This window comes from Pseudomonas sp. H3(2019), assembly GCF_007713465.1.
Taxonomy (GTDB): Bacteria; Pseudomonadota; Gammaproteobacteria; order Pseudomonadales; family Pseudomonadaceae; genus Aquipseudomonas.
The window spans coordinates 106,796-132,438 of record NZ_VMSG01000011.1; the positions used below are offsets into that span (position 1 = coordinate 106,796).

A 25,643-nucleotide genomic window follows, 5' to 3' on the forward strand; every position below is an offset into this window, starting at 1 on the left:
TTCCGTTGTCCGTCGCTGCCCGCTTCTTGAGGGGGTGGCGCCTTGGCACGCTGGCTTTTGTAGAAATCAGTACAGCTTGGGTAACGCGGTTTACAGCAGTATCGGGTCTTTCAAAATCAATTCAGCCTGGAACATGACCTCTCTTAAACCGTCGCCGCACGACGCTGGACAAACCGGTCGACGTATTCATCGGCCGGCGAGTGAAGGATCTCTTTCGGCGTGCCGACCTGGATCAACCGCCCATCCTTGAGAATCGCAATCCGGTTGCCAATGCGTACGGCTTCATCGAGGTCGTGGGTGATGAACACGATGGTCTTGTGCAGCGTCTGTTGCAGTTCGAGCAACTGGTCCTGCATCTCGGCGCGGATCAGCGGGTCAAGGGCACTGAACGCTTCATCCATCAGAATGATGTCGGTGTCCGCCGCCAGGGCGCGGGCCAGGCCCACACGCTGACGCATACCGCCTGACAGCTGATGCGGGTATTTGTTTTCGTAGCCTTGAAGGCCCACGGTGTTGATCCAGTGCTGCGCGCGCTCGGCGCACACTTGCTTGCTTTCACCACGCACTTTCAAACCGTAGGCAACGTTGTCCAGTACGTTCTTGTGGGGCAACAGGCCGAAGCTCTGGAACACCATGCTGATCTTGTGCCGACGAAATTCGCGCAGGGCCTCCATGTCGTATTGCAGGATGTCCACGCCATCCACCAGGATCACGCCGCTGGTCGGGTCGATCAGGCGGTTGATGTGACGTACCAGTGTCGACTTGCCGGAACCCGACAAGCCCATGATCACGAATATCTCGCCGGTAGCGATGCTCAGTGACAGATCATTCACGCCTATCACGCAGCCGGTCTCGGCCAGTACCTGATCCTTGCTCTTGTTCTGTCGGATCATGTTCAGCGCGTCGGCCGAACGGTCACCGAAAATCTTGAAAACGTTTTTGACTTCGATCTTGGCGGCGCTGTTCATTGGCTCACCTCATGCCGTGGACGACCGTAGGCTTGAGTAATGCGGTCAATGACCACCGCCAGAATCACGATCGCCAGACCGGCTTCAAGACCGCGTCCGACATTGAGGGTCTGGATACCCACCAGCACGTCTTCGCCCAGACCACGCGCACCGATCATTGAAGCGATCACCACCATCGACAGAGCCATCATGGTGGTCTGGTTGATCCCGGCCATGATGCTCGGCAGCGCCAGCGGCAGTTGCACGCCAAACAGTTGCTGCCAGCGGTTGGCACCGAAGGCATTGATCGCTTCCATGACTTCGCGATCGACCTGGCGAATGCCCAGATCGGTCAGACGAATCAGCGGCGGTACAGCGTAGATCACCGTGGCGAAAATCGCCGGGACCTTGCCCAGACCGAACAGCATCAGCACCGGAATCAGGTACACGAAGCTGGGCATGGTTTGCATGATGTCGAGCAGCGGCATCAACACTGAACGCAGGCGATTGCTGCGCGCCGAGAGAATGCCCAACGGAATGCCGATCAGCACCGAAATAACCGTCGCCACCAGCATCAATGCCAACGTTTGCATGAGCTTGTCCCAGAGGCCGACAGCGCCCACCAGAAACAGCAAACCCACGATCACCGCCGTCGTCACCAGCTTGCGGGTGGCGTGCCAGGCGATGCCGGCAACGATCACCAGCATCAACCACCACGGCGCCGCGCGCAGCAGGCCTTCGAGGTTGACGATGGCCCAGAGCAAGGTGTCGGAGATGTGGCGGAACACATCCCCGTAGTTGACGACCAGCGAATCAACCCAAACGTTGACCCGGTCTGCGATGGAAAAGGTGAAGCTTTCAGGAAACATAAGAGACTCTCAATCAAGTGGATGTAGCGAACGTCCCGGCCAGCCTCTCGGTGAGCCGGGAGGTATCTGCCTACAGTTCCGCGTTGATTTTCCTGGCAGTGTCGGTGGTGACCCGCAACTGCCAGATCTCAGGATGTGCCTTCATGAAGATCTTCGCCAGTTTCGTCCAGTCAGATTGCTGCAACGCTATCCGCCCCACTTGTTTTCACTTTTACAGCCTCGCCCTGCTCAACCGGCAGTATCAGGCGATCAGGTACTGCGCTATGCCACTTCCTGGCAGCGAAGTAGTACATCGCCGCCGGAACCACCAGACCGATGATCCACGAGATGTCGGTATCGCCGAGGCTCGCGACCAGAGGGCCGGTGTAGAAGTGGGTGGAAATGAACGGCATTTGAATCAACACGCCGAACACGTAAATGCTGATGCCCATGATGTTCCAGCGACCGTAGCGACCCTCGGGGTTGGACAGTGCCGGAATGTCATAGCGCTCTTTGGTGATGCAGTAGAAGTCCACCAGGTTGATCGCGCTCCACGGCGTGAAGAACGCCAGCAGGAACAGGATGAACGCGGAGAATTCCTTGAGGAACGAGTCCTTGCCGAGCAATGCCAGTGCAGCAGCGAGCGACACCATGATGAAGATGTACAGCAGGCGCACGCCGCTTCCAATGTGGCGGCTGCCACGGAAGCCGCTGATGATCGTCGCGATCGACATGAAGCTGCCGTAGGCGTTCAACGTGGTCACGGTGACTTTGCCGAAGGCCACGGCGAAGTACAGCAGTGCAGCGACAATCCCGGTACCGCCCAGGCTGACAATGAACGACACCTCGTGGTGAGCGAACTGCGAACCGGCCAGGGCTGCGGCGAAGACGCCGAAGACCATCGACGCCTGTGCACCGATCACCGACCCCAGGCCAACGGCCCAGAAGGTTTTCGACGCAGAGGTGCTGCGCGGCAGGTAACGCGAGTAATCCGCCACATAAGGGCCAAACGCAATCTGCCAGGACGCCGACAGCGACACCGCCAACAGGAAACTCGCCACAGAGAAATGCTTGTTGCCCAACAGCGCACTGATGTCGTTGCCGGCCAGCAGTTTGTAGAACAGGTAGATGAACGCCACCACGCCCAGCACACTGGCGACCCGGCCAATGCCATGGATCACCCGATAGCCGAACATGGTGAAGATCATGATCGAGCCTGCGAACAACGTGATACCGACCCAGTCCTCTACGTGCAGCAACTGCGCGACCGCTTGCCCCGCCAGCAAGGAGCCGCTGGCCGAGAAGCCGATGTACATCAGGCACACCAGCACCAGCGGAATCACTGCCCCATACACGCCAAACTGCACGCGGCTGGAGATCATTTGCGGCAAGCCGAGTTGTGGACCTTGGGCTGCGTGCAGCGCCATGACGCCACCGCCGAGCAATTGGCCGATCAGCAAACCGATCAACGACCAGAACACATCCCCGCCCAGTACCACCGCCAATGCACCCGTCACAATCGCGGTGATTTGCAGGTTGGCACCCAACCACAGGGTGAACTGACTCAATAGACGACCGTGTCTTTCCGCTTCCGGGATGTAGTCGATCGAACGTTTCTCGATCAACGGCTTACTGCGTGCACGATCATCATTAGCCATGGTTCAACCTCTGTGGATTGTTTTTAGAGTTGAGGCGGGTGTTGCGTTATTTACCGGTGATCATCGGCAGGTTCAGGCCCTGCTCCTTGGCACAGTCGATAGCGATCTGGTAACCGGCATCGGCGTGACGCATTACACCGGTGGCCGGGTCGTTGTGCAGCACGCGAGCGATACGCTCGGCCGCTTCGTCAGTACCGTCGCAGACAATCACCATGCCCGAGTGCTGGGAGAAGCCCATGCCGACGCCGCCGCCGTGGTGCAGGGAAACCCAGGTCGCGCCGCTCGCGGTGTTGAGCAAGGCGTTGAGCAGTGGCCAGTCGGACACGGCATCGGAACCGTCCTGCATGGATTCGGTTTCGCGGTTAGGGCTCGACACCGAACCGGAGTCCAGGTGGTCGCGGCCGATCACGATCGGTGCCGACAGCTCGCCGCTGCGGACCATTTCGTTGAACGCCAGGCCCAACTTGGCGCGCAGGCCCAGGCCAACCCAGCAGATACGTGCCGGCAGACCCTGGAAGCTGATGCGCTCGCGCGCCATGTCCAACCAGTTGTGCAGGTGGGCGTCGTCCGGGATCAGCTCTTTGACCTTGGCGTCGGTTTTGTAGATGTCTTCAGCGTTACCCGACAGTGCAGCCCAACGGAATGGACCGATACCACGGCAGAACAGTGGACGGATGTAGGCCGGTACGAAGCCCGGGAAGTCGAATGCGTTCTCGACGCCTTCTTCTTGCGCCATCTGACGGATGTTGTTGCCGTAGTCGAAAGTCGGGATGCCTTGCTTCTGGAAGTCGAGCATCGCTTTGACGTGCACGGCCATCGATTGCTTGGCGGCTTTGATCACAGCAGCCGGTTCGGTCTTGGCGCGAGCGCGATACTCTTCCCAGGTCCAGCCGGCTGGCAGGTAGCCGTTCAGCGGATCGTGGGCGCTGGTCTGGTCGGTGACCATGTCCGGACGCACACCGCGACGGACCAATTCCGGCAGGATTTCTGCCGCGTTACCCAGCAGGGCGATGGAAGTCGCTTTGCCTTCTTTGGTGTATTTGGCGATGCGCGCCAGCGCGTCGTCGAGGTCTTTGGCCTGCTCGTCGACATAACGGCTTTTCAGACGGAAATCGATGCTCACTTGTTGGCATTCGATGTTCAGCGAGCACGCGCCGGCCAGGGTAGCGGCCAGTGGTTGAGCGCCACCCATGCCGCCCAGACCGGCGGTCAGGACCCAGCGACCGGTGAGGTTGTCGTTGTAGTGCTGGCGACCGGCCTCAACGAAAGTTTCGTAGGTGCCCTGAACGATGCCCTGGCTGCCGATGTAGATCCAGCTGCCGGCAGTCATCTGGCCATACATGGCCAGGCCTTTGGCGTCGAGTTCGTTGAAGTGTTCCCAGCTTGCCCAGTGTGGCACCAGGTTGGAGTTGGCGATCAGCACGCGTGGCGCGTTGCTGTGGGTCTTGAATACGCCGACCGGCTTGCCGGATTGCACCAGCAGGGTTTCGTCGTCATTCAGGTTGGTCAGGCTCTCGACGATCTTGTCGTAGCATTCCCAGTTACGCGCCGCGCGACCGATACCACCATAAACCACCAGTTCTTTAGGGTTCTCGGCCACTTCCGGGTCGAGGTTGTTCATCAACATGCGCAGCGGCGCTTCGGTCAGCCAGCTCTTGGCGGTCAGCTTGTTGCCGCGGGCAGCACGGATTTCAACGTCACGGTATTTCGTTGTTTTCTGGGTATTGTCAGTCACGAAAAAAACTCCTCAGCAATCAATCCAAACCAGCCCAGGCAGTGGGCGAGCAAGCCAATGTGCAGATGGTGCACACCGGCGAATCAGTGGACGATGGTCGAGTCTTCGTGACTCATACGCATACGTCTTTACTTGTACATACAAGCATATGCAATCAAGCGGCCAACTTTCTGGATGACGCTTCAACAAAGTGCTGAATCCGGCTGAAAAGCCCTTGGGACAAGGGTTTTGCGGCTGTCGATATTTTTTGAGGATGGATTTTTCGAGGAGTGACAGATGTTACCTGAGCGCGGCTTTGCGCCACGCTGGGGTTTTCGGTAACAAATTGGTGCGCACAGGGAAACGGCGAGGATGATCGTTCCCACGCTCTGCGTGGTAAAGCTGCCACGGGATGCATTCCCACGCTGGAGCGTGGGAACGATCAGAGTAGGTGTTGAATCAGAGCGCTGTCAGCTCAATCACGCAGCACTGGCCGTTGACGGAAACATCCAGCAGCCCGGTGTTACCGTTCAGTTGCAGGCAATCATGACGACCCAGTGCATGGGCCGCATTGCCATCAATTCGAACTTCAAGCGCATCGGCCGCGCTGAAAATCAGCAGCGTTCCGCTCGAACTGAAAAACCGTTGCTCGCTCTTCAGCCACTGCAACCGCGCCTGGTAGCGATTCGGCGCATAAATCAGGTTGAAGTCGCGGATCGCACCGCCAAGCAGCGTGCACGAAACATGGCTTTCGCCACTGAACGCAAACGGGTCCAGCGGTAACAGTGATCGCGTGTTCTGGCCGTCGACCGTCAAGGTCATGCCTTCGCCCTGCAGCACGGTGATAACCCGCTCGTAACCTGCAAAGGTCGAGAACCCGCCCGACTCACCGATATCGGCAATCGACAGGCGCCAGCCAAAGCCATCCAGGCCGGTGCCTGCATCGCGGGTGATTTCTTCAGTGCTGCCGCCGCCGTTTTTCCACGGCATGCGCGGATAATTCGCCGCGCGCAAAACGTTCAACTGACTCATTTGGGCCTCTTATTATTTATGGCTCTTTATTTGTGGCTCTTTATTTGTGAAACCGCCCTTCCAGACGATGGCGGGAACCGGGGTGGATCAGACGAGCGGCCGTCACTGGCTGACGCCCGGACCAGGTCCGACGGCGGATCAGCAGGCACGGCTCGCCTTTTTCGATCTGCAGCAATTTGCATTCGGAAGGCTCGGCAAGAATCGCTTCGACCACATGCTCGCCTTCGGTCAATGGCGCAACCTGATTCAGATAGGCGTAAGGCGTTTGCAGGGTAAAGTCTTGCTTGAGGTATTCCGGCGCGACCAGGGCGTTGACGAAGCGGTCCTCGATTTGCACGGGAATATCGTTCTCGAAATGCACGATCAACGAGTGGAAGACCTTCTGGCCTTCGCGCATGTCCAGTGCCAGGGCGCGTTCGGAACCGGCAGCCTCTTCTTCCAGAGTGATGACCTTGCAGGTGTGGCGATGGCCACGGGAGGCGATTTCGTCGGCAATGTTATGCACTTCGAACAGCGCGGACTGGCTCTTGGGTTCGGCGACAAAGGTGCCGACGCCCTGCATACGCACCAACAGGCCGTCAGTCGTCATCTCGCGCAGCGCGCGATTGATGGTCATGCGGCTGAAACCCAACTGGCTGACCAGTTCGCTTTCCGACGGCACGCGGTAGTGCGGCGGCCAGTTTCCACTGTCGATTTGCTGGGTGATCATCTGTTTGACGCGAGCGTACAAGGGCGCCGGACTGTCGCCCAGATTGGCACTCAGCGGTGAAACTACAGGCGGAGTCGGCACAGGAAATCCTTGTTCGTTGATGAAAGTAGAGAGTGGCCTGTGTGGTTAGTTCTGTTAGTCCAGTTCGGCGCCAGAAACCCATATCCTGCGTTGCTGTTCCTCGCCATAGCGGGCTATGACTCGTCACAGCGCCTTGGCTATGGATTTCTGGCATCCGACCTTGAACTAACGAACAAACCGTACAGGCCACTAGCTTGCCGGAGTTTACCGAGCAGGCAAACGTCTGTATATGTATATACAAATAACACACGATGGGGTGCTGAACCATGTCCGCCTTCTTTGCCGAACGCGCGCTACTGCCTAATGGATGGGCTAACAATGTACGTCTTGAGGTCAGTGCCGATGGCCTGCTGACCCACATCCAGGCCGATGCCAGCGCTGAAGGCGCCGAACGGCTGAACGGTCCGCTGCTGCCGGGCATGCCGAATCTGCACTCCCACGCGTTCCAGCGGGCGATGGCTGGCTTGGCCGAAGTGGCGGGTAATCCGAACGACAGTTTCTGGACCTGGCGCGATCTGATGTATCGCCTCGTCGGAAAAATCAGTCCGGAACAACTCGGGATCATCGCCCGCCAGCTCTACATCGAAATGCTCAAGGCCGGTTACACCTCGGTCGCCGAATTCCATTACGTGCACCACGACCACAACGGTCATCCGTACGCAGACCCGGCCGAGCTGTCGTTGCAAATCAGTCAGGCCGCCAGCGCTTCCGGCATCGGCCTGACCTTGCTGCCCGTACTCTACAGCCACTCTGGTTTCGGTGGTCTGGCGCCCAATGAAGGCCAGCGACGCTTCATCAACAGCACTGAAAACTACCTGAAGCTACAAGCCCGCTTGCAGCCACTGCTGGCGCAGCAACCGGCGCAACAACTGGGCCTGTGCTTCCACTCGTTGCGCGCGGTTACCCCGCAGCAGATCAGCGAAGTGCTGGCAGCCAGCGATAAACACTGCCCCGTGCATATCCACATCGCCGAGCAACAAAAGGAAGTCGACGACTGCCTGACCTGGAGTGGTCGCCGTCCGCTGCAATGGCTGTATGAAAATACCGATGTCGATCAGCGCTGGTGCCTGGTCCACGCGACCCACGCCAACCCGGAAGAAGTCAGCCTGATGGCCAAGAGTCGCGCCATCGCCGGTTTGTGCCTGACCACCGAGGCCAACCTGGGTGACGGGATTTTCCCGGCCGTGGACTTCCTCGCCCAAGGCGGGCGCACGGGCATTGGCTCTGACAGCCATGTGTCGCTGAGCGTGGTGGAAGAATTGCGCTGGCTGGAATACGGCCAGCGCCTGCGCGATCAGCGACGTAATCGCTTGTATGGTGCCGATCAGCCGATGGTCGGGCGCACCCTGTACGACGCCGCACTCGACGGTGGCGCACAGGCGCTGGGCCAGCCGATTGGCGCATTGGAAGTCGGCAAACGCGCCGATTGGCTGGTGCTCGACGGCAACGACCCTTACCTGGCAACCGCCAGTGGCGACGGGATTCTGAACCGTTGGCTGTTCGCCGGTGGCGACCGCCAGGTCCGTGATGTGCTGGTGAACGGCAAGTGGGTAGTACGCGACGGGCATCACGCTGGCGAAGAAGACAGTAACCGGGCCTTCACCCAAGTCCTGCGCGACCTTTTGGGCTAATGATTGTTCCCACGCTCTGCGTGGGAATGCCTCAACGGACGCTCTGCGTTCGGCTTTTAAATGGGACGCGGAGCGTCCCGGGCTGCATTCCCACGCGGAGCGTGGGAATGATCAGCCTGTTATTTCGAGGTCTGGGCCATTTTGGTATCCGACACTCGCCAGATCAGGCGTGTGGTGTCGTAACCCTGCTGACGCGCCCTGCTCAGCAGTTCCTCGCGGGTATCGGCGTTGACTTCCGGCTTGCGTGACAGCAACCACAGGTTGCGCCGATTGGGGCTACCGACAATCGCGGTCTGGTAGTCATCGCTGACATACAGCACCCAGTAATCACCCTTGCTCATACCTGGCAACAACCGGGTAAACCAGTTATCGAAGTTCACCCACAGCTTGTCGTTCTTGCCGGGAATCTGCGGCGTTGCGGTGCCCTTGGCCTCTTCCCATTTCCACTCGGGGGTCAGGCAACGGTTCAACACGTCCATGTCACCGTCGGTCTTGAGGGTGTAATGGGCTTCGGATTGCGCGCAGTTACGCTGGAAGTACATGGGCATGCGCGCCAACTCGTACCATTTGCCCTGATAACGCTTGAGGCTGACGCTATGGGCCGTTTTCGGCGCCAGCGAATCATCGCCAGAAGTGGCGCAGCCGGCCAACAACAGACCGGCCAAAAGAACTATTACTAACCGCATCATTATTCTTCTCCCGTGGGCGTTTGGCCCCGGTTTACTTCAGGCCTTGCCCGGAAAACATCAGCACTTTGTCACCGGCATACTGCACGCTGATAAAGCTGTTCTTGTCGCCCCAGGTGCAGCTGGACATGCCCAACGCGCCAGAACAGTCAGCAGGTTTACCCAGCAAGGTTTCGACCTCGGCCTTGGGCATGCCCGTCGACAGTTTCGAGTAGTTTTCCTGGTTGATTTTGCTGCAGGCGGCCAACAGCACGCAAAACGACAGCAAGGCGATAGATCGCAGCGACATGGTGTAACTCCTGGAAAGAGGGGAAGGCATGGCTGCCAACCAGAAGCTTAGAAGAGAAAACCCCCGTCTGGTTCCCACCGGTACCGGGTATTTCTTGAATGGCAAAATCGGCATTTCGCCCCAAAATCGGGCGTTTTTTCTCATTGCCCGGCATTTCGTCGGTTTTCGTAAAACCCGCCTAATCTTTGGCGCCGCCCTGTCGACATAGAAGCAGCGCCAAGCCCTCTCCTGTGGCAATTTGACGCTCCTCGTTGATCAGTCCTCTCGCGGTAGCGCCTTTAATGACCAGAAACATGAAGTTCAGCCACAAGATCCTGCTCGCCGCTGCCCTTGTGGTCGCGGTAGCGTTCGCCTGTTTCATTCTGTTCAACGACTACCGTCAGCGCCAAACCCTGCGCAACAGTACCGAGTCCTCGATGCAGGAACTCGGCAGCCTGACCACCAGCAACATCCAGACCTGGCTGGAAAGCCGCATCCAGTTGCTGCAATCGCTGGCCCAGCAAGTGGCCGTCGACGGCCCGGCGCTGGACAGCCTGAAACGCGCGGTCGGCCTGCCGGCCTACACCAGCAACTTTCAGTTGAGCTACTTCGGCGGTGCCGACGGCGTAATGTTCTCGGTACCGGCCGGCAATCGTGCGGCGGACTACGACCCACGCGCCCGTGGCTGGTACAAAGCCGCCAACAGCGCACAGCAGACCATCGTCACCGAACCGTACATCGCCGCGTCATCGGGCAAGCTGGTAATCACTGTTGCCACGCCGGTACAGCATCAGAACCAGATGATTGGCGTGGCCGGTGCAGACATCGACCTGAGCAGCGTCAGCGCGATCATCAACTCGCTGAACTTCGGCGGCCACGGCCACGCGTTCATCGTCAGCGCCGATGGCAAGATCCTGATTCACCCGGACAGCAAACTGGTGCTTAAAAACCTCACCGAGGCCTATCCCGCTGGTGCGCCAAAGGTCAGCCCCGGTATGAAGGAAGTCGAGGTGGACGGCAAGAGCCAATTCATCTCGTTCACCCACGTCAACGGCGTGCCGTCGGCTGACTGGTACGTGGCATTGGTGCTCGACCAGGACACCGCGTTCTCGATGCTCAGTGAGTTCCGCACCTCGGCGATCATTGCCATGGTGATTGCCGTGGTGATCATCATCACGCTGCTTGGCATGCTGATCCGCGTCCTCATGCAACCCCTGCTGACCATGGGCCGCGCCATGCATGACATCGCCGAAGGCGAAGGCGACCTGACCAAACGCCTGACCATTCATGGCCAGGACGAATTCGGGGCGCTGGGCACTTCGTTCAACCGCTTCGTCGAGCGTATTCACACCTCGATCCGCGAAGTGTCGTCGGCCACCGGCCAAGTCAACGAAGTCGCCCTGCGAGTCGTCAGCGCCTCCAACTCGTCGATGTTCAATTCCGACCAGCAAGCCTCGCGCACCAGCAGCGTGGCCGCGGCGATCAACCAGCTTGGCGCCGCCGCCGAGGAAATCGCCCAGAACGCCGCCCTCGCCTCGCAACATTCCAGCGATGCCCGCAGCCTGGCTGAAGACGGTCAGCAAGTGGTGGATAAAACCATCGCGGCGATGCAGCAGCTGTCGGCAAAAATCAGCGACTCATGCGGCAACATCGAAACGCTGAACAGCAACACGGTGAACATCGGGCAGATTCTCGAAGTCATCACCAGCATCTCCCAGCAAACCAACCTGCTGGCCCTCAACGCCGCGATCGAAGCCGCTCGCGCGGGTGAGGCCGGACGTGGATTCGCAGTCGTTGCCGACGAAGTACGCAACCTCGCACATCGCACCCAGGACTCGGCGCAGCAAGTGCAGAAGATGATTGAAGAGTTGCAAGTCGGCGCCCGTGAGGCCGTCGCCATCATGACCGACAGTCAGCGCCAGAGCGAAAGCAGCGTCGTCATCGCTAACCAGGCCGGTGAGCGCCTGGGCAGCGTGACCCAGCGCATCGGCGAGATCGACGGCATGAACCAGTCGGTGGCCACCGCCACCGAAGAGCAAACCGCCGTGGTCGAATCGCTCAACGTCGACATTACCGAGATCAACACCCTGAATCAGGAAGGCGTGGAAAACCTGCAATCGACCCTGCGCGCGTGCGCCGATCTTGAGCAGCAGGCGGCGCGGTTGAAGCAGTTGGTGGGGAGTTTCAGGATTTAAAGGTAGACGATGATCGTTCCCATGCTCTGCGTGGGAACGATCTGTGACTAAAACCGCGACCCCGGCCCGCTCAAAAACGCCAACTCTTCAGGCGTACTCTCCCGCCCAAGAATCGCATTGCGATGGGGAAAGCGCCCAAACCTTGCGATGATCTTCTGATGCCGTTCGGCGTAATCGAGGTTATCGGCAAACACCGCACGATCCGCCTCAGGTTGCTGAGCCAGCAAGTCGGCAAAGCGTGAGATGGCTTCGTTTTGCACCGCCAGATGCTCGCAATGCTCGAACACCAGGTAGATGAACACCCGCTGGATAGGCAGCAGTTGCCGATCGAGATCCGCGGCAATGCCTTGCGCTACCAGAGCCTGGACTCTCAAGTCGCCTGCAAAGGATTTGGGGGCTTCGCGAAAAATCATCCGCGGTAACTGATCAAGCAATAACACCAGGGCCAGCCAACCGTCGGGACATTGCGTCCACTCGGTCAATCCGCCGGCCAGTGCCTGTTCCACCAGATCCCCGAAACGCGTGCGCGCTTCGAGGTCCTGGCTGTCACGCTTGCCGAACCACAACGTGCCCTTGTCAGCCGCTACGTCATTAGGTGCTTCGGCTGAACCGAACCACCATTCGAGCAACGGCTGCCAGGGCGCGCTCATGGTTTATTCCTTGTGGTAAGCCGTGACGCGTTCAACTTCTTCTTTCGAGCCCAGGAACACCGCTACACGCTGGTGCAGGCCTTCGGGCTGGATGTCGAGAATGCGCTGGTGACCGTCGGTGGACGCGCCGCCGGCCTGTTCAACCAGGAACGACATCGGGTTGGCTTCGTACATCAAACGCAGTTTGCCCGGCTTGGAGGGCTCGCGGCTGTCACGTGGGTACATGAACAGGCCACCACGGGTCAGGATGCGGTGCACGTCGGCGACCATCGCGGCGACCCAGCGCATGTTGTAGTTCTTTTTAAGCGGACCGGCTTCACCTGCCAGCAACTCGCCGACGTAGCGCTGTACCGGCGCTTCCCAGTGACGCTGGTTGGACATGTTGATCGCGAATTCCTGAGTGGAGGACGGGATCTGGATGTCTTCATGGGTCAGCACGAAGCTGCCCATTTCACGGTCGAGGGTAAAGCCTTTCACGCCATCACCCAGGGTCAGCACCAGCATGGTTTGCGGGCCGTAGATGGCATAACCGGCGGCTACCTGTTGGGTGCCTGGCTGCAGGAACGCCTTTTCGTTCAAGGGTTCGTTCTGGCTCAGGTATTCGTTCGGGCAACGCAGCACCGAAAAGATAGTACCGACCGGCGCGTTGATATCGATGTTCGACGAACCGTCCAGCGGGTCGAATACCAGCAGGTACGCGCCTTTCGGGTATTTGCCCGGAATCTGGTAGGCGTTGTCCATTTCTTCGGACGCCATGCCGGCCAGGTGACCGCCCCATTCGTTGGCTTCGAGCAGGATTTCGTTGGAGAGCACGTCGAGTTTCTTCTGGACTTCGCCTTGCACGTTTTCAGTGCCCATGCTGCCCAGAACGCCGCCCAGGGCGCCTTTGGAAACGGCGTGGCTGATTTCCTTGCAAGCACGCGCCACGACTTCGATCAGAAAGCGCAGATCGGCAGGAGTGTTGTTGCTACGGGTCTGCTCAATCAGATAGCGACTCAAGGTAACGCGGGACATGGAAGGCTCCGAAGGAATGGGGGCTAAAAACCCGCGCAGTTTAACGCGAGTCGGTGCGCAATTCCTCTTATCAGACGAGATTCACTGAATAGAGTTCATGCGCGGGGTTGAGCGTAGCTGCAAATGCGCCTGACTGCGCCAGCCTCAGGACTTCACCGGCGGCTTGCGCAGCAAACTGAACGCCATCCCCGCCAAACCCGCCACCCCCAGCAAGAGCACCGCCCACAGGCCAATCTTCTTCCAGTTTGCGCCCGGGACAATCGGCGCCACTGCTGCAGCCGGCGAAGTCACCACCACCGCACCATCGACCTTGGCCTGACCCAACGTCGCCAGACGCTTGGGACTGTAATCGGGAATCAGCGTCGACAGTGGCAAGCTCGCCGTTTTAACCGTCGCGCTCCCCAGCGCCAGTGTGTACGGCCCCGCCCCGCGAGCGAGGAACACCACCTGGGTCGAGCGTACGGCATAGCGCACTGTCGGAGCTTGTGTGCCCAAGCCGCCACCGCGCTCATCGACAGTCAGCTTCAACTGCTGCACCACATGCCCAGCGACCTGCAATTCGTTCTGCACCACCTCCTGGCCATTTTGCGTCAGTCGATAGAGCAAACCGCTGCTCAAGGGCTGCCACGGCAAGCTGCTTTCGCGACGCCCCGACAGGGTCACCGGCGCCAGGCTGTTAGCCTGGCTCAACTCGACCTGCAAGCGCTCGACGCTCAAGCCCATCGGCAATTGCCAGGTGTACTCACCGGCCTTGGTGCTGCTGCCGGCCAACGGCTCGGACCAGACCAACGGCTGCGGCAGGTAGCTGGAACTGGCGCTTTGCAGTTGCGCGGAGGTCAGCGCGGGCGCCGCCTGCGGGGTTTTCCATAGCAAGCGCAGATAACGCGCGCTCTGCCCCGGCAAACTGACTTCATGCTGCTCGACCCGCTCATCGGCAAACGACAGCCGCGCCACCTGGCCTTCGCCCCACGGCTGCCAATGCTGCAAATCGTCACTGGCTTCGATGCTGAAACGCTGGAAGCCGTCGCGTTCACTGGTCCAGTCGAGGATCAACTGCTGCAACGGCGCCTTGATCGCACTGGCGTCCAGCAACCAGCCGCGCAGTACTTCTTCGCCAGCCTTGAGCGGGGTCGATGGCTGGACGTCCACCAGCGTGCCATTGGCGCTGGACTGCACGCGCACGCTCGGCACCGCCTCGCTGGCAGAGACCGAGTCGTAAATCGGAAACCACTTAACGTTATTCACCACCAGACTTTCGCGGCTCTGCGCCTGCTCCCGCGCCAGCGAATAGGCCTGCACCTCACCGGCTGCGTTGAATACCCGCACGTCGCTGAGATCGGTCTGGCGTGCATTCAATTGCACCGCCAGCGACAAATCGAGGCGATACCACGGCCCCTCGCCGCTCAGGCTCAACGGCACCTGTGTGGTGAAGTCTGCCGGTGTTTCCTGAGCCGTGGCCGACAACGCCACACAGAGTCCAACGGCGCCCAGCGACAACTTCAGATTCAAGACGACACTCCTTCAGATTCATTGGCCGGTTTCTCAGGCCCTGACGTTGGTTCGGCGCGTTTGGGCGGCAGCGGTGCGAAATAGCCCACCACCAGCAGCAACACGCCCACGCCGATAAACGACACGATCCGCGCCAGACCGCCGCGGTTACTCAGTTCGACAAAGACCAGTTTGGCGACCACCAGCGCAATCAACGCTGCGCCGACCAGCCAGACTTCCCGACGATGGCGCAAATGCCCGCCGATCATCAGGCTCAGGGCAATCAGGGTCCAGACGATCGACAAGCCCGCCTGCACCAACATCGACTCCAGCAAGGCATCCAGCTCAAACGGCACGCCGCCCCAATGGTGAGCGCTGCGCATCACCAGCGCAGTGAAGAAGGCGAACAGCGAAACCCCGGCCACGACTTGCGTGGCGCGCTCGGCGTAATCGACACGAATCGCCAATGAGCTGACCGCACTGCGCGACCAGACATAAACGCCGAACAAGGCAAACAGCAGGCCGATTTCCAACGGGTTGAGCAACGGGAGATAAGGCAGCGGTTCGGCGGTGCCGTCGCTGGCAATGTTTGCCAGCCAGAACCAGCCGAGCATCAACAACGCCAGCGGCAGTGCGGCGTACACGCGGTACTCGCGGGCATACGCCGACACCGGCCACGGCCAGGCGCGTGGTGCGGCCATCAGCACCAGATACAGGCTCGGCAAAATTGCCCAGCCCAGCCAGCGCCAGGCGTTGTATTGCTCGGACAACACCAGCAAGCCGTAACGCAACTCCAGCGCCAAGACGCCGATCAACAGCCAGCAACCCACTACGTGAGCAGCGCTCAATACTCGCGCGGGGAGCATCGGCGCCAAGCGTCGCAGCGAGATGAAATGCACCATAAACACCGCCGCCCACGCCAGCCAGCCGAAATTCGCCGCCGGGTGATAACGCGAATGCCAGGCCGCGACCAATACCAGCGCCGCCGCTGGAATCAGCAACGTGCAGAGCACGCCCAATTCCGGCCATTGCAGTCGCCGAGACAACAACGTCCACACCGCGACACTCAGCGCCGCGAGGCCCAGCAACAGTGTGGCTTGCAGGTTCAGTGGTGCAAAACGCAGCACTTCGCTGACCAGCGCCAACGCCCACCAGGCCGCGCCCCACACCAGCAACAACTCGGACAAGCGCCGCAAGCTCAAGGCATCGAACGCACTGGCATGATTGCCTAGCTGCAAGCGCCAGGCACCGACCATCGCCGCCAGCCCGAGCACCATCGGCGTCCAGAAACCGCTGTGGCCCAGTGGCCGCAGACCTTCGCTGGCGAGCGGCCCGAGCAGTTCGGGCCCCGCGATCAGGAACGCCGCGCCGCCGATCACCTGCAACAACAAGCCAAAGACAAAACTCACCCGCTGCTGCAAGTACAGGCTCAGCCAGATGATCAACAGACCGCTGGCGGCCCACACCGCGCTCGCCGTTTGCCACGGCAACACGAACAGCACCGCCAGATTGATCAGCACCAACCCGGCCAGCAACACCACCGACAACCCACGCAGCAATCGTGCGTCACTGCGCACCATGTCGTCGCGAGCGGCGAACAGCATGCCGCCGATCAACGCCAGGCCAATCAAGGACGCGGTGAGCAAACCGCTCCAGCCAGCGCTGAACACCGCCGCCTCCTCACCGCTGGCGCCTTGCAGCCGCAGCAGGAACAACACACCGCCCAGCAGTTGCACGGCGAACGCCGTAAACAGGAAGGTCCGCGATTGCAGGCGCAAGCCGACAAACAACGTCGCCAAACCGGCCAGCGCCCAGCTGATCGCGGTGCCGTGGGTGAAGAAGAACAACGGCGCGAGCAGATAGAGGAACATCAGCCCCGCACAGGCCAACACCGGCAAGCCCTTGCGTTCCCAGGCCGAGGTTTGCTCAGGGGAAGCGCTGCGCAAGTGATAGAAACTGAACAGCAACGCCACGCCGAGCATCAGCGCACCAAGCGGTGAGCCAGCCAGCAGGCTGCTGTCGCCCAGGCTCAGTTTGCTGAGGAACGCCAGCGCCGAACCCAGTTGCAACAGCAAGGCAAAGGCCCGTGCCAACGGCCGATGCTGACGCAGGCCGAGCCAGAAGATCCCCGCGCCCTCCACCGCCCAGGCGGCCGCCGTCCAGCGCGCATCCAGACCCAGCGGGATCGCCAGGCTGGCGAAAATCACCCCCAGCGCCAGGCAGGTTTCCGCCAGCAGCAGGGCTCGACCGCCGCTGAGAAAACGCGCCAGGCCCATGTACACGATGCCCAACGCCAGCGCGCTGAACGCGGCAGCAAACTCATACTGATGAATCAGCGCGAACTGCATGCCAAAGCCCACCAGTGGCGGACCGAACAGCATCGTCCCGTCGACGTAGTCGCCTTTGCGCGCCGACCAGCGCAGCAGCGCTTCACGGCTGTCATCCTCCGGCGCGTCAGTCATCTCGAGCAATTTGCGGCGGGCGAACAACAAGCCAATCGCCAGGTACATCAGGAAGAACAGAATCAGGAACGGCTCGGTACTCCACAGCAGTTCCGCCGTATAGGAACGCAGGCCCCAGGCAAAACCGATGCCGAAGGTGCCCGCGAAGCCGATCAGGTTCAGCGGCCGCCAGGCCTTGAACCAGGCAATGGCGAGGATGCCGGTGTTGAGCAAGGCGAAGTAGCTGAACAGCGCGACATGGTTGCCGGCGCCGGTGGAGGTCAGGATCGGCGCGGCGAACCCGCCCAACGCCGCCGCACAGGCCAGCGCAAGCGAGTCCTGGGTGATCGCCAGAATCGCCGAGAAGATCGTCACCGCCACCAGCAAGCCCAACGCCGCCGACGGGTCGAGCAACGGGTGCAAGCGCATGGCGGCGAACACCGTCAGGTACAGCACGGCAATGCCGGTGCCCTGCAGGATCAACGCGTAGTTGGTGTTGCGCAGTCGCAACCACCAACCGAGCCCGAGCAAAGCCAACGCGGCCGCAGCGACCCCGGCGTAACGCAATTCAATCGGCACCACCATGCCTTCGGTGGCGTAGCGCAGCAAAAACGCCAAACCGAAGAACAACAGCACCACGCCGACCCGCAGCACAGTGTTGCCGCCAAACAGCCAATTGCGTGCAGCGGCGATGCCACGTTCGATCAGATTTGGGCCACGGGGTTCGGCAGGTTGTGGTGGTTCGCTGGGTTGCGGGGTCCAGAGATCGGCGGGCTCAGACGCGATGCTCGCGTGTACCGGTTCGAATTCGGGCGGCAATTCCCAGACCAGCTCCTGCGCGGCAGACAACGGCGCCGGGCCAGGCTCAGGTGCTTGGTCAAAAGTGACTTCAGGAGAAAGCGTCGGCTCGCTGGCCGTTGTTGACTCAGGGACCGGAGCTGATTGGACACCATGGGTTTCGAGTAACGCCAGCCGTTGCTCGACCGCACCAAGGGCGACCTGCGCCTGCTCCAGTTGACGACGCTGCTCGTCCGCTTGTGAATTCAGGCGCCTGAGCACAATCGCCTGACCCGCACCCAAGCCGATCAATGCGCCGATCAGCGCATCGCTGAATGACTCATCGAGCACCCAGCCCAGCACCAGCCCTATCAGCATGAACATCCATTGCATGGTCGATATCCCTAAGCACATTGGCCAACCGAAAACGTTTGGCGCAGCCCGTATTGCAAAGATCGCAGCCTTCGGCAGCTCCTACAACGGCAGCGTGCACCCATACTTTAGGTGAACACTGACTGTAAGAGCTGCTGAAGGCTGCGATCTTTTTCGGGGCGTCAGTATATCGATCCGATCAAACGGCGGCTAAAAATTACTCCAGCGCTTTCCAGATTTCCGTGGCGTACTCGCGAATGGTCCGGTCGGACGAAAACCAGCCCATGCGCGCACTGTTGAGCACCGCCGAGCGCCACCATTCCTGCGAATCGTGCCAGCGCTCTTCAACCCGCGTCTGGGCATGCCAGTAGGAATCGAAGTCGGCGCAGACCAGGAAGCGGTCATATTCGATCAACGAATCGATCAAGCCCATGTAACGAGACGGTTCATCCGGCGAGAACACACCGCCGCGAATCGCTTGCAGCACATCCCCCAGCCGACGAGAGGCGGCGATATCCGGCGCGGCGTGGAACTCGTGATTCTGTTTGCGCGCCTCAACCTGCTGCGCGGTCAGACCAAAGATGAACATGTGCTCGACACCAATGCGCTCACTCATTTCCACGTTGGCACCGTCCAGGGTGCCGATGGTCAGCGCGCCGTTGAGACCGAACTTCATGTTGCTGGTACCGGAAGCCTCAAAACCGGCCGTAGAAATCTGCTCCGACAGGTCGGCCGCCGGAATGATGCTTTCCGCCAGGCTGACGTTGTAGTTGGGCAAGAACACCACTTTCAGCAAGCCGCGCACCGTCGGGTCGTTGTTGACCACCCGGGCGATGTCGTTGGTCAGTTTGATGATCAGCTTGGCCTGGTGATAACTCGCGGCGGCTTTACCGGCAAAGATCTTCACCCGCGGCACCCAATCGACTTCCGGCTCGGCGCGGATCGCCTGATACAGCGCCACGGTGTGCATCAGGTTGAGCAACTGGCGCTTGTACTCGTGAATCCGTTTGACCTGCACATCGAACATTGCCGCCGGATTGACCGCGATTCCCAATCGTTCATGAATCAGATAGGCCAAGGCTTTTTTACTGTGCAGGCGCTGCTCGGCGAACTCGTTGCGGAACGCCGCTTTCTCGGCAAACGGCTCCAGGCCGATCAGTTTCTGTTCCGGGTTATCCAACAGATCCGGGCCCAACGCGTCGACCATCATCGAGGTCAGTTGCGGGTTGGCCTGATAGAGCCAGCGGCGGAACGTAATGCCGTTGGTCTTGTTGTTGATTCGCTCCGGATACAGCTTGTGCAGCTCGGAAAACACCGTGCTGCGCATCAGTTGGGTGTGCAGGCCGGACACGCCGTTAACACTGTGGGAACCCAGAAACGCCAGGTTACCCATGCGCACCCGGCGACCGTTGTCTTCCTCGATCAGCGACACCGCGCGCAATACGTCAAAGTCATGAATGCCTTTGGCGCGCAGCGAGTCGATGTGCTGGGCGTTGATCAAATAGATGATCTGCATGTGCCGTGGCAGCATCCGTTCCATCAAACCAACTGGCCAGGTTTCCAGCGCTTCAGGCAAGAGTGTGTGGTTGGTGTAGGAAAGCGTATCGACCGTGATCTGCCACGCCGCGTCCCACGCTACGTCGTACACATCGACCAGTTGACGCATCAATTCGGCCACGGCGATCGAGGGGTGCGTGTCGTTGAGCTGGATCGCCGCGTGATCGCCCAGGGTCAGCACCGAGGTGTGCATGTTGCGGTGACGGCGCAGCAGGTCCTGCAAGGATGCGGCGACGAAGAAGTACTCCTGACGCAGCCGCAGCTCCTGACCGGCCTCGGTGCTGTCGGCGGGATAGAGCACGCGGGAGATGCTTTCCGCGCGAGCCACTTCGGCCACCGCCCCCAAGTGGTCGCCAGCGTTGAAGCGCTCCAGGTGCAAGTCTTCCATGGCTCGTGCACGCCAGAGGCGCAAGGTGTTGACGCTAGCGCCGCGCCAGCCGACGACTGGCGTGTCGTAAGCAATCGCTCGAACGGTTTCCGCCGGCGTCCAGACTTGTTTGGACCTGCCGGTCTCATCGGTCACGGTTTCAACGCTGCCACCAAAGCCGATCGGGTAAGCCACTTCCGGCCGCTCAAATTCCCAGGGGTTGCCGAAATCCAGCCAGTTTTCGGTTTGCTCCTGCTGCCAGCCATCGACAACCGCCTGACGGAACAAGCCGTGTTCATAACGAATACCGTAGCCATGGCCGGCGATGCCGAGCGTCGACATGCTTTCCATGAAGCACGCCGCCAGGCGACCGAGGCCACCGTTGCCGAGTGCGGCGTCCGGCTCCAGCAGGCGAATGCGTTCGAGGTCGACGCCCAGCTCGGTCAGCGCTTCACGAGCCACATCGAGCAGGCCAAGGTTGCTCAGGCTGTCGTAGAGCAGGCGGCCGATGAGGAATTCCAGCGAGAGGTAGTAAACGCGCTTCTGGCCTTTGCGGTAGATCTGCCGCGTGTGGTCCATCCAGTGCTCGACCATGTGATCACGCGCCGCCAGGGCAATGGCTTCAAACCAGTCATGGTCAAAAGCGTGATCCGGGTCCTTGCCCACTGCATAGGTAAGTTTGGTCAATACGGCGTCGCGAAATGCGGCCACTTCAGCTTCGCGAACTAGTGGTTCTTGAGTCATCGATAGGACCTCGGACGAGCATGAAATTGACGAGCCTAGTCGGTCTGACATGAGATAAATGCGCTCGTTCGGCGTTTTTTGCAATCGCCTGAATCGAGCCTATCCCCTTGCCGATACACGTTGAAAAGATGCAGATGCCATGCCGATCGCACGGAAAATTCAGTGTAGCCATAAAAAAACCGGCAAATGGTCGTTCAAAAAATCACCAGTCCCGGTATGATCGCGCGCCCTGATGCACGCTGGTAATTCCACATGATGAAGCCGAACCTGATCGCCGCCGCGGAGATCGACCGCCTCGATACCTGGGCCAAGTACTCTGCCCCGATGTGCGGCTCGTGCGTGTCCAGCTGCTGCACGCTGCCGGTCGAGGTCAAGATCAAAGACCTGATCCGCATCGGCATCGTCGACGAATTCGAACTGGGCGATCCACCCAAGAACATCGCCAAGCGCTTGCAGAAGGAAGGGATTGTCGAGCGCTACAACCAGAAGTCCGAGATCTTCACGCTCCAACGCATGAGCAACAACGATTGCCTGTACCTGGATCGTAAGAGCCGTTTGTGCACTATTTATGAAAAGCGCCCGGATACTTGCCGCAACCACCCAAAAATCGGTCCACGGCCAGGCTATTGCGCGTACAAGCCGAAAGAAGTCGTGCGCGAGAACAATCCGCGGACCCTGGACAAGTTCTGATCAAAGCCACTATTCCGTAGCAGCTACCGAGCCCGCGAGGCAGCTGCTACAGGCAGACAAACAAAAACGCCCCCGGCCTTTCGACCGGGGGCGTTTTTCATTCAGCCTGAGTTAACTCAGTTCTTGGCTTTCTTGGCAGCGCGGGTACGCTCGCCTTCGTCCAGGATCTTCTTACGCAGGCGGATCGACTTAGGTGTCACTTCGCACAATTCATCGTCCTGGATGAATTCCAGGGCCTGTTCCAGGGTGAAGCGAACAGGTGGAACCAGAGCGATGGTTTCGTCTTTACCCGAAGCACGCATGTTGTCGAGCTTCTTGCCTTTGGTTGGGTTGACGCCCATGTCGTTGTCACGGCTGTTCAGACCAACGATCTGACCGTTGTAGATCTCTTGACCGTGTTCAACGAACAGCTTGCCACGCGCCTGCAGGGTTTCCAGGGAGTAGGTCAGCGCCTTGCCGGTTTCTACCGATACCAGAACACCGTTCTGACGGCCGGACATGTCGCCGGACTTCATGGTGTCGTAGCGATCGAAGATCGAGGTCAGGATGCCAGCACCGTTGGTCAGGGTCAGGAACTGGTTACGGAAACCGATCAGACCGCGAGCAGGGATGTTGTATTCCAGACGAACACGGCCTTTGCCATCCGGCACCATGTTGGTCAGGTCGCCTTTACGCAGGCCCATCTCTTCCATGACCTTGCCCTGGGATTCTTCAGGGGTGTCGATGGTTACGTTTTCGAACGGTTCCTGCTTCACGCCGTCAACTTGACGGATGATCACTTCCGGACGACCAACGCCCATTTCGAAGCCTTCGCGACGCATGGTTTCGATCAGTACCGAGAGGTGCAGCTCACCACGGCCGGAAACCTTGAACTTGTCAGCCGAGTCGCCTTCTTCAACGCGCAGTGCAACGTTGTACAGCAGCTCTTTGTCCAGACGTTCCTTGATGTTACGGGAAGTCACGAACTTGCCTTCTTTACCGCAGAAAGGCGAGTCGTTGACCTGGAAGGTCATGGAAACGGTTGGCTCGTCAACGGTCAGAGGCTTCATCGCCTCCGGAGTGTCCAGCTGGCACAGGGTGTCGGAGATGAACAGCTCGTCCATACCGCTGATGCACACGATGTCGCCTGCGGCGGCTTCTTCAACGTCGATACGGTGCAGACCGTGGTGACCCATCAGTTTCAGGATACGACCGTTACGCTTCTTGCCGTCGGCGCTGATAGCGACAACCGGGGTGTTCGGCTTGACGCGACCACGAGCGATACGGCCAACGCCGATAACACCCAGGAAGCTGTTGTAGTCCAGTGCGGAGATCTGCATCTGGAACGGACCGTCACGGTCAACAGCCGGCGCCGGTACGTTGTCGACGATCGACTGGTACAGCGGGGTCATGTCTTCAGCCATTTCGTTGTGGTCCAGACCGGCAATACCGTTCAGGGCCGAGGCGTAGACGACTTTGAAGTCCAGTTGTTCTTCGGTGGCACCCAGGTTGTCGAACAGGTCGAAGATCTGGTCCAGAACCCAGTCCGGACGCGCGCCTGGACGGTCAACCTTGTTGATGCACACGATCGGACGCAGGCCGGCTTCAAAAGCCTTCTTGGTCACGAAACGGGTTTGCGGCATAGGGCCGTCTTGAGCGTCAACCAGCAGCAGAACGGAGTCAACCATCGACATTACGCGTTCAACTTCGCCGCCGAAGTCGGCGTGGCCCGGTGTGTCCACAATGTTGATGTGGTAGCCGTTCCAGTTGATGGCGGTGTTTTTCGCCAGAATGGTAATACCGCGCTCTTTTTCCTGGTCGTTGGAGTCCATCACGCGCTCGTCGTTGAGCTCGTTGCGCTCCAGAGTGCCGGATTGACGCAAGAGTTTGTCTACCAGGGTGGTTTTACCATGGTCAACGTGAGCAATGATGGCGATGTTGCGTAGATTTTCGATCACTTGTGTATCTCGATCAGAGGATTCGGTGTGCTGACAAGTCTTGGCAGCGATTTACAGTAGAGTCAGGCCTTGCCGTTACAGCTTGACGGCAGAGTCGGGGGGCCGGTGACGCAGGCCACAGGCAAACAGCCCCGGGCTCTTAGCTCGGTCGATAAACGCGCACATTGGCATGCCCCTCACTGAGCAAATGGTGAGCATGCAGGCGACTCATCACGCCTTTGTCGCAATACAGCAGGTACTGGCGAGTAGGGTCCAGTTCCTTGAAACGAGCGTTCAGTGCATAAAACGGCATCGCTTGTACCTCGATGCCAGCAAGCTCCAGCGGGTCGTCTTCGGCGGCATCCGGGTGACGGATGTCGATGACGATCTGACCGGCCAGCGCTTCGCTGACTTCTTCAATCTGCAAGTCCTGGCCCAACTCATCGATTACGCGATCGATCGGCACCAGTTTGGCGTTCTCGAGCGCACGCTCGAGCACTGCCATATCGAATTCTTTCTCTTCATGCTCCACGCGCGGGCGCTTGGCGTGGGTCTTGGGGTTCACTGAAATGACCCCGCAGTACTCCGGCATGTGCTTGGCGAAATCGGCGGTGCCGATTTCGTTGGCCAGGTCGATGATGTCCTGCTTGTGACTGGCGATCAGCGGGCGCAACACCAGCTTGTCGGTCACGCAGTCGATCACGGACAGGTTCGGCAGCGTCTGGCTGGAAACCTGGGAAATCGCTTCGCCGGTGACCAGCGCCTCGATGTCCAGCCGATCAGCGATCCGGGACGCAGCGCGCAACATCATACGCTTCAATACTACGCCCATATGACTGTTATCGACTTTGCCGAGAATTTCTCCCAGCACTTCCTCGAACGGCACACTGACAAATAACACGCGCTGGGAGCTGCCGTACTTCTTCCAGATGAAATGCGCGACTTCCATTACGCCCAATTCGTGGGCACGCCCGCCGAGATTGAAGAAGCAGAAGTGGGCCATCAGCCCGCGGCGCATGATCTGGTAAGCCGCGACGGTGGAATCGAAACCGCCGGACATCAGCACCAGGGTCTGTTCCAGCGCACCGAGCGGGTAGCCGCCGATACTGTTGTGCTGGCTATGGATCACAAACAACCGTTGGTCGCGAATTTCGATGCGAACTTCGATTTCGGGTTCTTTGAGTGAAATTCCGGCGGCGCCGCACTGACGACGCAGCTGGCTGCCGACGTATTTCTCGACGTCCATCGAGCTGAATTCGTGCTTGCCGGCACGCTTGCAGCGCACCGAAAAGATCTTCCCGGCCAGCGAATCACCGAAGTGCTGCTTGCACTTGGCGACGATGTCGTCGAAGTCGCCCAGCGGGTACTCGTCGACCTGCAGGAAATGCGCGATGCCCGGCATGCAGCTCAGGCGCTCGGTCATGTCCTTCAGGGCCTTGGGGTCACTGACACGGGTTTCCAGCTCGAGGTTGTCCCACACGCCGTTCACCACCACGGCCGGGTCCAGATCGCGGAGCACGGCACGGATGTTTTTGGCCAATTGACGGATGAAACGCATCCGTACCGGGCGGCTCTTGATGGTGATCTCGGGGAAGACTTTTACGATTAGTTTCATGAAAACAGCGCGCGCAGGGCCAGCCGAAAAAGGGGGGCGCGGATTATAGCGGAAATTGCTCAAGGTTTAACCAGTTAATGTGCAGAAGGTTTTTGATGCACCAAAACGGGTCATTTGTGAAGTTGAGCGCTACATTAAAGGGCGGGATTTTCCATTTTAGAGCGCCTTGCACCTTTAAAAGCGTGATATTGGGGCAATAAACCCAAGTCGGGGCACTGGCATGCAATTTGCTCCCTTGTGAGG

19 protein-coding genes and 1 pseudogene are annotated in these 25,643 nt (G+C 59.6%); 5 read left to right on the forward strand and 15 right to left on the reverse strand.

All coding sequences use genetic code 11. The features are described 5' to 3' along the window. Positions 1–143: 143 nt before the first annotated feature. The 6 genes from FPT12_RS13250 to hutC all read right to left on the reverse strand — a co-directional run bounded on the left by FPT12_RS13250 (position 144) and on the right by hutC (position 6,908). Positions 144–968 carry a glycine betaine/L-proline ABC transporter ATP-binding protein gene (locus tag FPT12_RS13250; protein WP_145016662.1) on the reverse strand — a complete coding sequence of 275 codons (825 nt, stop codon included), beginning with the start codon at positions 966–968 and terminating at the stop codon, positions 144–146. Further along, positions 965–1,816 carry a proline/glycine betaine ABC transporter permease gene (locus FPT12_RS13255; protein WP_145016663.1) on the reverse strand — a complete coding sequence of 284 codons (852 nt, stop codon included), beginning with the start codon at positions 1,814–1,816 and terminating at the stop codon, positions 965–967. The genes FPT12_RS13250 and FPT12_RS13255 overlap by 4 nt, the downstream gene beginning before the upstream one ends. Positions 1,817–1,986: 170 nt before the next feature. Next, positions 1,987–3,453 carry a cytosine permease gene (locus FPT12_RS13260; protein WP_145016664.1) on the reverse strand — a complete coding sequence of 489 codons (1,467 nt, stop codon included), beginning with the start codon at positions 3,451–3,453 and terminating at the stop codon, positions 1,987–1,989. Between the two features lie 46 nt (positions 3,454–3,499). Then, positions 3,500–5,188 carry a urocanate hydratase gene (gene hutU, locus FPT12_RS13265; protein ID WP_145016665.1) on the reverse strand — a complete coding sequence of 563 codons (1,689 nt, stop codon included), beginning with the start codon at positions 5,186–5,188 and terminating at the stop codon, positions 3,500–3,502. A 438-nt stretch (positions 5,189–5,626) separates the two neighbouring features. Next, the gene (locus FPT12_RS13270) at positions 5,627–6,199 is read right to left on the reverse strand and encodes a HutD family protein (protein WP_145016666.1); all 573 of its coding nucleotides are present in this window, start codon (positions 6,197–6,199) and stop codon (positions 5,627–5,629) included. Between the two features lie 40 nt (positions 6,200–6,239). Next, positions 6,240–6,908 carry a histidine utilization repressor gene (hutC, locus tag FPT12_RS13275; RefSeq protein ID WP_236721995.1) on the reverse strand — a complete coding sequence of 223 codons (669 nt, stop codon included), beginning with the start codon at positions 6,906–6,908 and terminating at the stop codon, positions 6,240–6,242. A 347-nt stretch (positions 6,909–7,255) separates the two neighbouring features. Here hutC and FPT12_RS13280 point away from each other — a divergent pair, with 347 nt between their 5' ends. Further along, positions 7,256–8,620: a formimidoylglutamate deiminase gene (locus FPT12_RS13280; protein ID WP_145016667.1), complete on the forward strand. Its 1,365-nt coding sequence runs from the start codon at positions 7,256–7,258 to the stop codon at positions 8,618–8,620. A 119-nt stretch (positions 8,621–8,739) separates the two neighbouring features. Here FPT12_RS13280 and FPT12_RS13285 read toward each other — a convergent pair whose 3' ends face one another. Next, entirely contained in the window at positions 8,740–9,309 is a 570-nt protein-coding gene (locus tag FPT12_RS13285) for a lipocalin family protein (RefSeq protein WP_145016668.1), read from the reverse strand. Positions 9,310–9,340: 31 nt separating this feature from the next. After that, positions 9,341–9,595 carry a hypothetical protein gene (locus FPT12_RS13290; protein ID WP_007933963.1) on the reverse strand — a complete coding sequence of 85 codons (255 nt, stop codon included), beginning with the start codon at positions 9,593–9,595 and terminating at the stop codon, positions 9,341–9,343. 28 nt (positions 9,596–9,623) lie between these two features. Between FPT12_RS13290 and FPT12_RS27665 the strand changes: the two genes are divergently transcribed. The 3 genes and pseudogenes from FPT12_RS27665 (at position 9,624) to FPT12_RS28360 (ending at position 11,769) form a co-directional block, all read left to right on the forward strand. Continuing rightward, on the forward strand, positions 9,624–9,803 hold the full coding sequence (locus FPT12_RS27665) for a hypothetical protein (RefSeq protein WP_178098745.1): 180 nt from the start codon (positions 9,624–9,626) through the stop codon (positions 9,801–9,803). Positions 9,804–9,888: 85 nt separating this feature from the next. Next, positions 9,889–10,911, forward strand: a pseudogene (locus FPT12_RS28355) (cache and HAMP domain-containing protein); the annotation flags it as partial. A gap of 93 nt (positions 10,912–11,004) precedes the next feature. Further along, positions 11,005–11,769 (forward strand): methyl-accepting chemotaxis protein, encoded by a 765-nt coding sequence (locus FPT12_RS28360; protein WP_371922554.1) that lies wholly within the window; start codon positions 11,005–11,007, stop codon positions 11,767–11,769. A 47-nt stretch (positions 11,770–11,816) separates the two neighbouring features. Here the strand turns inward: FPT12_RS28360 and FPT12_RS13300 are convergent, their stop codons facing one another. From FPT12_RS13300 to FPT12_RS13320, 5 genes are all read right to left on the reverse strand, one after another. Continuing rightward, complete coding sequence (locus FPT12_RS13300; protein WP_145016670.1) at positions 11,817–12,419, reverse strand: DUF924 family protein; 603 nt, start codon at positions 12,417–12,419, stop codon at positions 11,817–11,819. Positions 12,420–12,422: 3 nt separating this feature from the next. Next, complete coding sequence (locus tag FPT12_RS13305) at positions 12,423–13,433, reverse strand: class 1 fructose-bisphosphatase (RefSeq protein ID WP_145016671.1); 1,011 nt, start codon at positions 13,431–13,433, stop codon at positions 12,423–12,425. Between the two features lie 144 nt (positions 13,434–13,577). Then, complete coding sequence (locus tag FPT12_RS13310; RefSeq protein ID WP_145016672.1) at positions 13,578–14,942, reverse strand: DUF3999 domain-containing protein; 1,365 nt, start codon at positions 14,940–14,942, stop codon at positions 13,578–13,580. After that, positions 14,939–18,532, reverse strand: a complete 3,594-nt coding sequence (locus tag FPT12_RS13315; RefSeq protein ID WP_145016673.1) for a DUF2339 domain-containing protein — start codon at positions 18,530–18,532, stop codon at positions 14,939–14,941. Before FPT12_RS13315 ends, FPT12_RS13310 begins: the two co-directional genes overlap by 4 nt. A gap of 196 nt (positions 18,533–18,728) precedes the next feature. Beyond that, the gene (locus FPT12_RS13320) at positions 18,729–21,179 is read right to left on the reverse strand and encodes a glycogen/starch/alpha-glucan phosphorylase (protein ID WP_145016674.1); all 2,451 of its coding nucleotides are present in this window, start codon (positions 21,177–21,179) and stop codon (positions 18,729–18,731) included. A 252-nt stretch (positions 21,180–21,431) separates the two neighbouring features. On the opposite strand from FPT12_RS13320, the gene FPT12_RS13325 reads away from it, so the two are divergent. Beyond that, positions 21,432–21,869, forward strand: a complete 438-nt coding sequence (locus FPT12_RS13325) for a YkgJ family cysteine cluster protein (protein WP_145016675.1) — start codon at positions 21,432–21,434, stop codon at positions 21,867–21,869. A 116-nt stretch (positions 21,870–21,985) separates the two neighbouring features. On the opposite strand, the gene typA is transcribed toward FPT12_RS13325, so the two are convergent. Together typA and thiI are read right to left on the reverse strand one after the other, a co-directional pair. Further along, positions 21,986–23,806 carry a translational GTPase TypA gene (gene typA / locus FPT12_RS13330; RefSeq protein WP_145016676.1) on the reverse strand — a complete coding sequence of 607 codons (1,821 nt, stop codon included), beginning with the start codon at positions 23,804–23,806 and terminating at the stop codon, positions 21,986–21,988. Between the two features lie 139 nt (positions 23,807–23,945). Then, the gene (thiI, locus tag FPT12_RS13335; protein WP_145016677.1) at positions 23,946–25,400 is read right to left on the reverse strand and encodes a tRNA uracil 4-sulfurtransferase ThiI; all 1,455 of its coding nucleotides are present in this window, start codon (positions 25,398–25,400) and stop codon (positions 23,946–23,948) included. Positions 25,401–25,643 lie beyond the last annotated feature (243 nt).

What these genes read in the sequence shown, in the direction of transcription:
- FPT12_RS13325 (WP_145016675.1), top strand. Translation starts at nt 21,432, where the DNA reads ATGATGAAGCCGAACCTGATCGCCGCCGCGGAGATCGACCGCCTCGAT.
- FPT12_RS13260 (WP_145016664.1), bottom strand. Translation starts at nt 3,453, where the DNA reads ATGGCTAATGATGATCGTGCACGCAGTAAGCCGTTGATCGAGAAACGT.
- FPT12_RS13285 (WP_145016668.1), bottom strand. Translation starts at nt 9,309, where the DNA reads ATGATGCGGTTAGTAATAGTTCTTTTGGCCGGTCTGTTGTTGGCCGGC.
- FPT12_RS13300 (WP_145016670.1), bottom strand. Translation starts at nt 12,419, where the DNA reads ATGAGCGCGCCCTGGCAGCCGTTGCTCGAATGGTGGTTCGGTTCAGCC.
- hutC (WP_236721995.1), bottom strand. Translation starts at nt 6,908, where the DNA reads ATGATCACCCAGCAAATCGACAGTGGAAACTGGCCGCCGCACTACCGC.
- FPT12_RS13320 (WP_145016674.1), bottom strand. Translation starts at nt 21,179, where the DNA reads ATGACTCAAGAACCACTAGTTCGCGAAGCTGAAGTGGCCGCATTTCGC.
- FPT12_RS13305 (WP_145016671.1), bottom strand. Translation starts at nt 13,433, where the DNA reads ATGTCCCGCGTTACCTTGAGTCGCTATCTGATTGAGCAGACCCGTAGC.
- FPT12_RS13270 (WP_145016666.1), bottom strand. Translation starts at nt 6,199, where the DNA reads ATGAGTCAGTTGAACGTTTTGCGCGCGGCGAATTATCCGCGCATGCCG.
- thiI (WP_145016677.1), bottom strand. Translation starts at nt 25,400, where the DNA reads ATGAAACTAATCGTAAAAGTCTTCCCCGAGATCACCATCAAGAGCCGC.
- FPT12_RS13315 (WP_145016673.1), bottom strand. Translation starts at nt 18,532, where the DNA reads ATGCAATGGATGTTCATGCTGATAGGGCTGGTGCTGGGCTGGGTGCTC.
- FPT12_RS13280 (WP_145016667.1), top strand. Translation starts at nt 7,256, where the DNA reads ATGTCCGCCTTCTTTGCCGAACGCGCGCTACTGCCTAATGGATGGGCT.
- FPT12_RS13255 (WP_145016663.1), bottom strand. Translation starts at nt 1,816, where the DNA reads ATGTTTCCTGAAAGCTTCACCTTTTCCATCGCAGACCGGGTCAACGTT.
- FPT12_RS13250 (WP_145016662.1), bottom strand. Translation starts at nt 968, where the DNA reads ATGAACAGCGCCGCCAAGATCGAAGTCAAAAACGTTTTCAAGATTTTC.
- FPT12_RS13290 (WP_007933963.1), bottom strand. Translation starts at nt 9,595, where the DNA reads ATGTCGCTGCGATCTATCGCCTTGCTGTCGTTTTGCGTGCTGTTGGCC.
- FPT12_RS27665 (WP_178098745.1), top strand. Translation starts at nt 9,624, where the DNA reads ATGGCTGCCAACCAGAAGCTTAGAAGAGAAAACCCCCGTCTGGTTCCC.
- FPT12_RS28360 (WP_371922554.1), top strand. Translation starts at nt 11,005, where the DNA reads ATGTTCAATTCCGACCAGCAAGCCTCGCGCACCAGCAGCGTGGCCGCG.